Here is a 12,498-nt window from a genome sequence, read left to right as displayed (position 1 = left end):
CGTACAACACCAGCGACAGAACGCCACCCACCAGAGAAGTTGCGTATCCGACAACCAGACCGAGTTCTCGCCTAACCATGGGACAACAAACCCCTAGTATCGATTACCACTTTCGCCTGTAACCGTACCGGATCGACACGCTTGAACTGCGCGTGGTCAACCAGGATCACAACTATATCGGCGTTAGCAAGAGCACTGTTCAGATCACAAAGCCGAACCTTGCCCGCCAATACTTCAGGCAAACTTCTGATATTCGGCTCGACGACAACCACCTGATCGACAAACCGCTCTGACAGTTGGTGCGCGATATCCAATGCGGGACTCTCGCGCAGATCATCAATGTTCGCTTTAAAAGCCAGCCCGAGACACGCGATGACAGGTTCCTTGAACCGCGTCGCCGCTCGCTCAACGCGATCCAGGACATAGCGCGGCTTGTCGTCGTTCACAATCCGCGCCGTACGAATCAATCGCGCCTGTTCCGGCGCTGAGTCAACGATGAACCAGGGATCAACCGCGATGCAATGGCCACCAACGCCAGGTCCAGGCTGCAGAATACTTACCCGCGGGTGTCGATTTGAGAGCCGAATCAGCTCCCACACGTTTATGTCTAGTCCATCACAGATTACTGAAAGCTCATTCGCAAAGGCGATGTTCACATCGCGAAATGCATTCTCCGAGAGTTTGCACATTTCCGCCGTGCGCGCGTCAGTCAGGACGCATTCACCTTGAACAAAGGTCTGATAGAGTTCGCGTGCCATCTCGCCGCAGCGACGAGTCATGCCGCCGATCACGCGGTCGTTCTCCACGAGCTCTCGAATGACGTGGCCCGGCAATACCCGCTCCGGGCAGTGTGCGACGCGGATGTCCGAGTCCTCCCCAAGCTGTTGCGGAAAGGTTAAGTCGGGACGACACTCGGCCAGCCACGCGGCCATTTTTTCGGTGGTCCCGACCGGCGACGTCGACTCGAGTACGACGATGTCGCCCTTCTTCAGAACCGGAGCAATAGAACGACTGGCCGCTTCGATATAACTTAGGTCCGGCTTGTTCTCGTCCCGGAAAGGTGTCGGTACTGCGATCATAAATGCGTCAGCGGGCTCCGGTGTCTGCGTCGCTCGCAGATAACCCTGGGTAACCGCGGCATGAACGAGCATATCGAGCTCTGGTTCAACGATGTGAATTTCACCCTTATTGATCGTGTCGACCGCTCGTTTCGACACGTCAACGCCGATAACAGTTTTGCGGCGTGCGGCAAATGCCGCCGCAGTGGGCAGGCCAATATAGCCGAGCCCAATGATAGAGATGACATCGAATGACATAGCGTTGGTCTCGTCGCTTGATATTGATTTTTAGGGTGAAACAATTTCCGCTTGATGCTCGGTTAGTGAGAACCCCAGCGCTTCGCTCAACGCCACAACAATACGCTCGCTTGCATTGCCGTCTCCATATGGATTGTGGGCCCGGCTCATCGACAGGTATTCGTCTTCCCGCTCAAGAAGTCTGAGCACTGCATCCGTTATCCGTCGTGAATCGGCACCAACCAATCTAACCGTGCCTGCCTCAACCGCCTCCGGCCGCTCGGTGGTGTCTCGCATCACGAGGACCGGTTTTCCGAGCGACGGCGCTTCCTCCTGAATGCCGCCAGAGTCCGTCAGGATCAGCCACGCCCGTGACATGAGAAATACGAACTGCAGGTATTCCTGTGGCTCTATAAGCCAAATGTTTTCGACATTTCCGAGCAGCCGTAATACGGGTTCACGGGCATGCGGATTGAGGTGCACTGGATACACGATCTGCAAAGCCGGCTGCGAAACGGCGATTTCCCTTAGCGCAGTGCATATATTCTCAAAACCCGCGCCAAAGTTCTCGCGGCGATGCCCGGTCACCAGAATCATTTTTCGCTGAGTGTCGAGGAACGCAAATTGCCTTTCAAGTTCATCCGTCACCATACTTTCGTCGGCGAGTCTGCATAGCACAATCAGCAACGCGTCTATAACAGTATTGCCGGTAACGACGATCTTCTCGAACGGAACGCCTTCCCTCAGAAGGTTCTCGCGCGATCTGGCAGTCGGCGCAAAATGATAGGAAGCGAGTGCACCCGTAAGCTTGCGATTTGCCTCCTCCGGCCAAGGCGAATACAGGTCACCCGTTCTCAGTCCGGCCTCTACATGGCCTACTGCGATACGCCGGTAATACGCCGCTAGCGATGCAGCTAGCGTTGTTGTCGTATCGCCATGTACCAGCACAAGATCAGGGCGAAAATCTTCGAGTACGGGCCCAAGCCTGTTCAATATGCTCCCGGTAATATCACTTAACGTCTGCCCCGGACGCATGATGTCAAGGTCGTAGTCGGGCACGATCTCAAACAGATCCAATACCTGATCGAGCATTTGGCGGTGCTGCGCAGTAACGCAGACCCGACACTCGATACCACTGGTCTCGCGCAATCTACGTACGAGCGGCGCCATCTTGATTGCTTCGGGGCGCGTGCCGAACGTGACCAGAACTTTTTTTCTAACGATGTCCATTAGCGGCTCCGAATGTTCTGTCAATTGGCCTCGGAACCTACTTCTTGCGCGGTGCTACGATATGCATAGCCGCCGTAGTCACCGTATTGGGCAGAACGTAAGCTAGGCTTGAATCCGTTGAACACAACACCCGTTACTGTTGCCCCCACTCGCTCGATTCGCTTGACCGACTCCAGAATTTCGCCGTTGCTTGTTATGCCCGAACGTGCAGCAAGTAGCACGATCCCTGCAAATCTGGCAAAGATTGTTGCGTCCGTTACCGGCAACACAGGTGGCGCATCCAGCAGCACAACGTCGTAACGTTGTGAAACTTCTGCCAGGATAGTCGCAAGACTGGCGCCAGATAGCAACTCGACGGGTTGCGCGGAAAGGGGGCCATTAGGCAAAAAATCGACGTTCGGCGAAAGACCGGTAATGATTGTTTGATCGAGTGGCACGCCGTCTCGAAGAACGTTGCTCAAGCCTTTCCGTCCAGGCACCCCGAAGTCCGCCGCAAGGCGCCCGCGACGCAAATCTACGTCGACGAGCAGCACCCTCTTTTTCGACATTCCTAACAACGTCGCGACATTAGCGGAGATGAAGGATTTGCCGATACCGACCGACGGCCCGGTCATCAAAACTATGTTGTTTTCGCGGCGCTCGAGAAGTGCAAATTGAAGCGCCGTGCACAGACTCCGTAGTGCTTCGACCGCCGGCTCCTGAGGACGTGCAAGTGCAAGTATGGATGGCACATGACGATCGCCACGCTCGCTGAGTATCGTCAACGGTCGTTGTGCATCGCTAAGCGGGATTGTCGCAATGACATCCAGCGACGCCTCGCGTTCAATATCCATTGGGTCTGTCAGTCCACCAAACAGTGCCGCGCGCGCGAATGCCGTGCCGATGCCCGCCAGCAACCCGACAAGCGTCACCAAGGCAACGACCAGTAGCCTTTTCGGTTTAACCTGCTTATCAGCAATGACCGCGTGGTCGATGACACGGACATTTCCGATCTTGCTAGCGGTCGCCAGCCGCAATTGCTGCATGCTGTTAAGCAAGCTGACGTAAAGACCGGTCTCGACCGTGACATCCCTGTTAAGGCGAACCAGGTTTTGCTGAGCATCCGGAAGTCGTTGAATCGACAAGTTGAATGTCTCAATGTTCTCCTTCGCCGCAGCGATTTGCCGGTCCAACGCTACAACCATCGGATATTGCGGGCTGTACAGCGTAGCTAACTCCTGTCGCTTCTGTTGCAATTGAAACAGAGATGATTGAGCATCTACCGACTGGCCCAGGACGGCCTTGGCTTGCTCACTCAGGTCAACCATCTTGTGTCGATTCTGATAATTGTTAAGTCTGTCTTCTGCTGCACGCAAGGTGAACTCTACGTCCGGCAACTGTCCTTTTAGAAACGAAAGTGACTTCTCCGCAGTCGCCGCCTTCCGTTCCGCGTTCTGGGTAACGTAGTTCTCAGCAATTCTATTCAGCACGGCTGCGGCAAGTACAGGATCCGAGTTGTCATAGGTCACTCCGATAATTCCAGACTGATCTTTTCCCATTTCCGCAATCGTCAGATCCTTCCTCACGTCGTCTAATACCTGAAGTCTCGAATGACGTTTAATTTCGAAAGTCGAATTTGCGAGACCGCGCAACTCAGACACGAGCAAGGTGATCTCACCAAACTTCGTCTTTACTATCAAAGGTACGCCGATTGTCCCAATTTCATCCGCGTCGAGATCATTACCAGAGAACCTATAGCGGTTTGCGCCCAGTTGGACAACGGTGAAACGGTCATCTTCAAACTCTTTTGGCACGTCGAATCGCGGGACGGTGATACTTTCGGTTCCCCAAGCATAGCCACCAAACCCAAATATTCCCGGATTCGACAGCGAATGACTGTGACGCGCGATATAGGCGCCCAGCACGGGGACGTACTTCGGCTTCGCCTCAATGTATAGTCTCAGATCGTCGACCATACTTGCCGTCACAAGTCGCGAGTCCAGGATCTGCATTTCACCGTCGTCCGTCGACTTGATGTCGAACAACGAACTCAGGCCGCTCATCAGATTTCCCGCAGCTGCCCCGGCGAGGTCTGAGTTATCCTCAACCTGAACTGTAATGTCGCCACGATAGATCGGTGTCGCCAATATGGCGTACAGTAGGCCGCCCAGTCCGAACGTTAGCGTGATCGCCACGATAAGCTTTGCGTTCTTTATAAAGAGATCTAGAAAACCACGAACGTCGATCTCATCCTCGTCACGCGAAAATTGATTTTTCATTTTTTGAGAACTCATATTCACTTCAGTTTTCCGGCGCTCATCGACTCGTTCCCACGCAATCAGGAGCGGCGACTACGCGAGAGATCTACGATCCGCTGGGTCCAGTCACCAACGCCCCGTTCGATCAGCGTGATCGCTTGTTCGTAGACGCGTCTCTGTCGCCCATACGGATCCGGAACATCCATCCGTTCAGCCTCAGCCATCCGATAAACCCGACCGCGTGCAATTGGATAGAACCGCTCGATCGCCTGCTTTTGAGCAAGCTCCATAACCAGAATCAAATCTGCGGTACTACACATACGCTCATCGATTCGCCTTGCACGCTGTTCGGACATGTCTATCCCTTTAAGAGCCAGCAGCTCTAAAGCGATCGGGTCGATCGACGCGCCCTTCGTTGCCGAGAGACCCGCCGACCGGATCACAACGTCAGTCAATTCCCTCTGCAGTAGCCCCTGCGCGATCGGACTACGACAAAGGTTTCCTTCGCAGACTATGAGTACGGTATCGATCATTTCGTCACAATCGCAGTGGTTAGACCAGCATTGATGGCAGGCAGAAGCAAACTCAGCACGCGACTAAAGCGCACGAGGCCGTTGCCGTCGACATACACCACATCTTTGGGTTGCAGTTCGAATTGATTCGCCAGGATCATCGATACGGGTGAATGCGCATCCAGATGAAAAACCTCCGGCTGCGAGTTGAGCGATCCACGTATCACATATAACTGCGCGGCGTCCGCGCTAGCGGTATTCAAACTACCGGCCTGAGAAAGGGCGTCGCTCAATGTCAGCTTGCCGCTCTTCATCGGAACTGCGGTAACGGGTCTATTGACCTCGCCCATGACATAGACGCCGTTGTCGTCGCGGGACACAACCCTTAGCAGGTCGCCGCTTTTGAGGAGAATGTTCGAAGGGTTCTGATCGCTCTCAAGCATCCTCGAGAGGTTTAGGCGGTATGACACACCATTGCGCACCAGAATCATCCGGCTTTGGTCAGCGGTCGTGCTGAAACCTCCGGCGCGGTTAATCGCTTCGTAGAGTGTTAGCGGAATATCGTTGACCGGCACAGCGCCCGGTGTGTGAACTTCACCATCCACATAGATCTGCTTGGCGCGAAAGGATGCGACCCGAACAGTGAGTTGCGGCTTAATGAAGATCTTCGATAGTTCGACGTATACCGCTTGTTGAGCCTGTTCGACGCGAAGACCAGTTACATGTATCGAGCCGGCATACGGAAACTGGATGTTTCCGCTGTTGTCGACCACAAAGCCCTGTGCTGGATCGTACGGCCGGGCGTTGCCCTGATTCTGCGCGCCCAACGCGGCCGCTAATTCCGGATGGTCCCAGACGGTAATCTGCAATACATCGCCGGGTCCGAGCGTGTACGGCCCAGGCTGGCCAGATAGTTCTCGCGTCTGATCCACGCTCGTCTGATCCGCGTTGTCGTGCAGCTTCCTGATCAATGCCGTATTAATGTCAATGATCGGAATCTGCAAATCTGCTTGCTGTCCCTGAGCATCAGAACTTCCGGTCGGCAGAGTGGCCGATGCAGGCATCCGCATGCCGGGTGCGACGGCGCATGCCGCGATTCCAAAGCTAAGTGCCACGCAAAAAATCATGCGAGCTCCACGACGACATTGATGCCGCGTACCAGCTTCGAAGAATTTGTATGAATGCCCCATAAGATCAACCCTCGTATATCTTCAATTTTTTACGTACGCCGAATATCATCACCCGTGCTGGCGTTGATATCGTTAGCGAGACGCGCTGGCCATTTTTATAGTTATCTGCACCGCCAAACCTGTCCCGCGTGCGTCAATACGCGTTGTGATGCGTAAATCCGTGCGTGATAGTCGCCAAAACAATTTTCATGTCCAAACCGAAAGACCAGTTCCGCAAGTAGTACAGGTCATGCTCGACACGTTTCTGCATCTTTTCAATCCGATCAGTCTCTCCGCGGAAGCCGTTCACCTGGGCCCACCCCGTGATCCCGGGTTTGATCCGGTAGCGGTGGATATAGCCGTTCACAACCGTCCGATAAAGCTCGTCGTGTTCGATCGCGTGGGGCCGCGGGCCAACCACGGACATTTCACCCCGTAGAACATTCAGAAATTGCGGCAACTCGTCGAGACTCGTGCGCCGTAAAAACGAACCCACTCTCGTGATTCGCGTGTCGTTGCGCGAGGCTTGCTTGACGACGCCAGGCTCTGAGGCATGCAGTCGCATCGTCCGAAACTTATAGATCTTGAATACCTGTCCGTCCGCGCCCTTTCTCCGTTGCGCGAAAAGAACGGGACCGGGCGACGACAACTTCACCGCGATCGCTACCGCGAACATCAACGGAGCCAGACAGAACAACGCGGCGACCGCGAATGCACGATCGAATATTTCTTTCTTCAATAGCGCATGCGAAGACAACGGAGACGCAACCAGATTGATGGCCGGCACGCCGATGAGATCGATGATGCCGCTATCGAAAAGTGCCAGGCTGCTTACGTCCGGAAGGAAGCGGATATTCACTAGGTCGTCACGGAATTCGGCCATGCAGCGCAGAATCATGCTTTCCTCGGAAAGTGGCAGCGCAAGCCAGATTTCCTGCAGTCCTTCCGCTCGAACAAAATTCGCAAAGTCAGAGAGATCATCGAACAACGGCGCTTCCACATGAGGGCGGTTGGCGCTCGGGCACACATCGAATGCAGCTGATACCCGGAAACCACTGGCAGGAGACGCCTGAATGTTGCCAACGACCTGCTGACAATGGGAACCGTGGCCCACAACTGCGACTCTGCGTAGGTTCATGCCAGCGTTGCGCACACGGCGGAGAAACGCATAGGTAACAGATCGGCAGACAATCAGTGCGGCGCCTGTCGTGGCGGTCCAATACACGAACCAAAGCCGCGATATGAAGTCAGTCCTATGCAGTGAGAACATCAAAACGAGTCCGCACCCCTGCGTGACCAGCCATGCGAGACATATCTGTCCAGTCAAGCGAAGCACAGAGCGGCCTCGCCACGATTGATAGACGCCAAACACCGGAAATAGCGCCAATGCGAAGGCGGCGGCAAATGCGATAAAGGCCGTGTCAACATGTCTTACCGTCAGATCCTCGAAACGGATCTGCGACGCGGTGATCGCACCACCGACGATCAACGAAATATCGAGGACGCGTGCGAGCAATCCTTGAAATCCCGCGCGCCCCTGCCTTTCATGTGCAAGAAGAGTAGCGTTCATGCTTTAGGCTGTGTCCTGTCCGCTTCCGATCGCAATCTGTCCGTGCCGGAATAATCCGTTCGGTCAAGCAATCGGACTCTCAATTTTTAGTAATCCTTCATTCTTTCGAATCAGCGTTTCAAAAAACTGGTCTCACTGATTCCGGAAGGGACGCGCTCGGCGACTAAGCTGATTGGCTAAGGAGCAGGTGGCAGACGGCGTCGCGGTTCTTCTTTACGGTCGAATACAGAAATCCGTCGCTCACCGTTCTGAAGTGCATCGCCGTGCTCGGTGATTTTCCTCTGGCGCGTGCTCCAGGAGGACTGGCCCACCCCGAGCCAGATCGAGCTTTTGAAAGAGACACTCATTTGCTTTCCCCGTTATCTTTAGTCTGCGTCTTTGGCGCAGCGCTACTACTAAAGCAGCAAATGTGCCAACTTTCGACGGCCCTTCAAAAACTTCGCTATTCAGGCTGGGGGCCGCGCCCCTCATGGCGTTACAGGTGCATGTGGAACAATCTGCAGTGCGCGGAACACTGGGTTCCCGGGTCTCGTAACGTAACGGCGCGCCGTAACATCACGACCCGGGATACAGTTGAATGGCATTCGATGCCGGCAGTGCTTGGTAGTTGTATCTGCAACCAATTTCCGTGGCGACTTCCCACTTCTCACACTACCGCCGTCGACGGACGATCACTCTTTAACTGATCGATGCCAATCCGCACACGTCTCCAGTGCTATTTGGTTGTCGTGCCAGTGCCACCCGTGCCGCCCGTACCACCAGTTGCGCCGGCATTGCTTCCGCTAGAAATCGGTGAGGCCGCCCCTGCCGTCACCGCGGCCGCAGCGAGAGATGCAGCCGGCTGACCATCGCTAGTTATCGCCCCGGCGGCCAGCAACGTATCGAGGTCTGCGTCCGCACCCGGTTGGCCCGGCGCAAAGGAAACGGTGAGGAACGACGATGACGAAAGCGTGATGCCGTATTTTGTCTTCAGAAGCTGTGCAACGCCTGCTTCTGCGTTCGCAATCACTGTTGGGTTGGCCAACGCCGACTGGTACGAAGCATTAGTGGTGATGCCGGACAGTAATCCGTCGACAGTCGTTCCAAGTTGGCCAGCAAGGTAGCTGAGGAGGAGCTGCGTCAGCGGCGTGACATTGAACGTGCCCGACCCCGAGGCAAGCGAGTGGATCGTTATTGCGCCACTCGAAGCAGTGATTGCACACGGGCCGTCGAACTGGAATGTCGCCGAATAAGCACCATTTGCGTTCGCACTGGCGCTGCCCGTTCCGTTCTTGCAGGCCAATTGGATGCTAGCGTTAGCCAACGCAGCACCCACGGCGGCCGTGCCACTGATCGAACCGTTCGCAGAGTTCCCTCCGCCACCACATGCGGCCACGAGGGTCGCCGATAGGACAATTGATCCAAACTGCAGCGCACGCAGCTTAGGCGCGTTAAAAAGCTTCATCTCGTCTCTCCAAAGGGAAGTCAATCACGATTAACAGGCGATGACATCTGCATCTCGCCTATAGCCGGCAAACCGCTTTCATATCTGTCATGCGTGGGCGCCCCACCATGTGTTGAGCGAGGCGTATCGTTGTGAGAGGCAGGTGTTCGCGTCTGATCATCGGGACTGGCGTAGCGAAGATAGGCATCTCGCATCCGATAAAGCTGACTGGAGAAATACTCGCCACTGAAGCGCCCTTGATTCAGCAAGAATTGTTGTGTGCTGTACGGAAAGCTCATGTTCTCGGCCGCATTCCCGGACAAGTAATTTGTGGTGCCGACGCGCGACTGGAAATCAAGCGCAAACTGCTCGGATCCATACACCTGAGTAATTCCCGGCTTCATGCCCTGACGCAGTGTCAGCGGGAAGCTGACCGATGCGCCCACGAAGCTGCCTTGACCGCTGTGTTCACCATGTACGCTGACGGCCACATCGTCGAACCACCGCGTGAAGGTGATCAACGGGCCTTTGTCACCGGCAACGTACCGCGCCACGCCTGCTTCAACCCATAGTTTCCACGCGGGCTGTACCCATCTATAAGTAAGCATCGCGTTCTTTTCGCTGGGCAACGTGTCGTGACCGGGCTCGTGATGCAGATAGGCAAGCCGCAATCGAACAAGGTCGGGTCGGCCGGGGACAAACAATGTCGTCTCGTTCTGAACGCCAACGTAGTCGAAATCGAACTTTCCAACCGCGGCGACGTTGAATATCTGCGGGGTAATCCAGAAGCTTTGCCCCAAAGCGACAGTCGACAGGCCGCCACGCAAACGGTAGCCGCTAAAGACGCGACCGTTGTCCATGTTCTTCGTGTTGTACAGCGGCGCGATATAACTTGCGTAAAGCTCCGCCCCACGCCACAGGGGCACGAATCCCTCTATGTTGGCTCCCAGTGAGACGTCGAAATTACCGTACTCGGTGCCGTAGAGATAACTCGCAATCGGTTCGATCTGGATGCGTGTGAGCCCGTGTTTATGCTCGTCGCCGTGCCATGCGACCGAATCCGCATCGTAGGTAGGTCGTGTACGCATCGTCACTGATGGGGTGGCTGCCGTAGGTGCATCATCCTTAATGAATTGCGCGAACGCCTCGCGGTCGACGCTCACCTCACCCAGCGGTTCGTTTGCTTTCTTGATTACAACCCGGATTTCTTCAATTCCTTGCGGCGCGTTAATGCTGGCCACACCCAGGGCAATGCCAAGCGCGTCCGCTTCGTTCTGGTTATAGCGATGGTTTTCGTACTCAACGATCAGGTCTCGCCCTGCGATACCGACACGAACACGCTCGAGTCCAGCCGCAAACAACCGCGCAGCAATTCCGTCAAGCGCTGCGGTATCCAAAGCACCTGAAAATGTATCGACTTGCTTTTCCGGCGCGGGGGTCGACGCAGCGCTTACCAAAACCGATGCATAGGCCTGCAACGGAGGAACATAGACAATCGGCCCTGCAGCAAGCGCTGCCGTGTTGTCGATCGAAGATAAATTCACCGGTCTGAGGCTGGCACGTCGAATAATCTCTGCGTCAGCGGCATCCTCAATGGCAGCGCCAGAAGAGGCCTGCTGCTCTTTGCAAAGACCACTAGCGCAACTTGCTGCGTCGAATCGCCTGCCAAGTGGAATCTGGATCGCGATCGAAATGGACGTACGCGGCGAAACGCCATCGGTGGAACGCAACGACCGGGTCACCGTTCCAATCAGATTGGCGTCAGCCAACCAGCTAATGCGCGGGGACTGATAGCGCAAACCGGCATACGGTGTCTTGGAGTCATCTTCCGCCAGAAGCGAGAAGCCGGTCTTCCAAAGCGACAGCTGCAGTCCGCCAAACAATCCGTCGAGTCTGTCGCCCTGTCCGTAGCCAACGCTCAATGTAGCTGGGCCGAACGCTTGGGATACGACGCCATAAGTCGACCGGAAGGAATGCGTTCGTCCGCCGACGTCAGTGATACCGAAGGCAATAGCCGGCTGATATTTGAAGAAATTCGGCACCTCCACTTTTACATCGGCCATCAAATGCCGAAGAACCGTGTGCTCTCCATTCGTGAATACCGCTGCGCCATCCGTCGGATAATTCGCGAGACCGCCCGACACCTCAACGTAGGGCAATATTCCAAAGGCACCCCAGTAGATCTGCGATCCCGTCGCCTGCTTTCCAAACCGCGGATCAATGTAATCGTTGTACTGCGCCTCCGCCACGCCCTCAGGCAATGCAAAGGCGTACGGAATAACCAGCCCCCCGGCTTGTCCAAGAGAATTGAGTGCGGGTTCCACCGCCTGCGCCGATACCGAGAATGCCAAAGTCGCTGCAAAAGCAACTGCACTGAGCGAAAATCGAAAGTCTTGCAAACGCGTCGGACGGATCATGTTTAGCGATGCCCACGCTGACGTGCGTGTTCGCCAAGCAGACCGATCGTTGCTCTCTGCTCCGCAAAAATTGCCGTATCCATTCTTTCTTATCCCCGCGCAGGTCTCTCACGCCAAACGTTCTTGTCGAGCGGCTCAACTCGTGTCCGCTTCAACAGCTCATGCGTCTCGTACTTCAATCACCACACTCTTCGCGACAGCAACACTGCCCCGGCACGCGAAGAAGCGCGCAATGCAAATCATCTGGATTTCAGTCGTCCAGCGCGAATCCAAACGACTGGACGTTCACGAACTACGATGGGGAATTTCTTGCAAGCCGCTCGCACCCGTCTAACCTGGGTACTCAGGCAAAACGCCGCTACGACGAGATCCGAACAGAAGATCACGCCGCATGTGCGTTGAGGAGACCGACCTTGTAACCCCCGACCAGGCCAGTCGTTGACTCGAACTTCACCGCCACTTACTGCTTGTGTTGTCTGTGTTGTGCAACGCGCGATCTATAAAGCAGTAAGCATGCCAATCTTCAAATTTCTTTTACGATGGCTCGGCACGCATCGGGCAAACCCTTGTCATGTATACGTTTTGCTCTGACATTTGGCCTTGAAAAAGCCGGCAGGGAAATGGTGAATTCGTGTTCGGTAACGC

The 12,498-nt window shown here is 55.2% G+C and carries 8 protein-coding genes; all 8 read right to left on the bottom strand.

Features of this window, described 5'->3' with window-relative positions:
* Positions 1-71: 71 nt before the first annotated feature.
* Positions 72-1,316 (bottom strand): UDP-N-acetyl-D-mannosamine dehydrogenase, encoded by a 1,245-nt coding sequence (gene wecC / locus KHO31_RS19820; protein ID WP_201140303.1) that lies wholly within the window; start codon positions 1,314-1,316, stop codon positions 72-74.
* Positions 1,317-1,346: 30 nt separating this feature from the next.
* On the bottom strand, positions 1,347-2,525 hold the full coding sequence (wecB, locus tag KHO31_RS19815; RefSeq protein ID WP_201140305.1) for a non-hydrolyzing UDP-N-acetylglucosamine 2-epimerase: 1,179 nt from the start codon (positions 2,523-2,525) through the stop codon (positions 1,347-1,349).
* Positions 2,526-2,545: 20 nt separating this feature from the next.
* Positions 2,546-4,798, bottom strand: coding sequence for a polysaccharide biosynthesis tyrosine autokinase (locus KHO31_RS19810; RefSeq protein WP_321207667.1), 2,253 nt, complete (start codon positions 4,796-4,798; stop codon positions 2,546-2,548).
* A 44-nt stretch (positions 4,799-4,842) separates the two neighbouring features.
* Positions 4,843-5,295, bottom strand: a complete 453-nt coding sequence (locus KHO31_RS19805; RefSeq protein ID WP_201140307.1) for a low molecular weight protein-tyrosine-phosphatase — start codon at positions 5,293-5,295, stop codon at positions 4,843-4,845.
* A complete protein-coding gene (locus KHO31_RS19800; protein ID WP_236060705.1) occupies positions 5,292-6,401 on the bottom strand; it encodes a polysaccharide biosynthesis/export family protein in 1,110 nt (369 codons plus the stop codon). The genes KHO31_RS19805 and KHO31_RS19800 overlap by 4 nt, the downstream gene beginning before the upstream one ends.
* Before the next feature lie 196 nt (positions 6,402-6,597).
* Positions 6,598-8,013, bottom strand: a complete 1,416-nt coding sequence (locus KHO31_RS19795; RefSeq protein WP_201140316.1) for an undecaprenyl-phosphate glucose phosphotransferase — start codon at positions 8,011-8,013, stop codon at positions 6,598-6,600.
* Positions 8,014-8,728: 715 nt separating this feature from the next.
* The gene (locus KHO31_RS19790) at positions 8,729-9,457 is read right to left on the bottom strand and encodes a carboxypeptidase regulatory-like domain-containing protein (RefSeq protein ID WP_201140318.1); all 729 of its coding nucleotides are present in this window, start codon (positions 9,455-9,457) and stop codon (positions 8,729-8,731) included.
* Positions 9,458-9,477: 20 nt separating this feature from the next.
* Complete coding sequence (locus KHO31_RS19785; RefSeq protein ID WP_201140325.1) at positions 9,478-11,853, bottom strand: YjbH domain-containing protein; 2,376 nt, start codon at positions 11,851-11,853, stop codon at positions 9,478-9,480.
* Between the last annotated feature and the right edge of the window lie 645 nt (positions 11,854-12,498).

This window comes from Paraburkholderia domus (assembly GCF_905220705.1).
In the GTDB taxonomy this organism is placed as follows: domain Bacteria; phylum Pseudomonadota; class Gammaproteobacteria; order Burkholderiales; family Burkholderiaceae; genus Paraburkholderia; species Paraburkholderia domus.
Note: the sequence above shows the minus strand (reverse complement) of the source record. Positions and strands in the feature narration are given on the sequence as shown.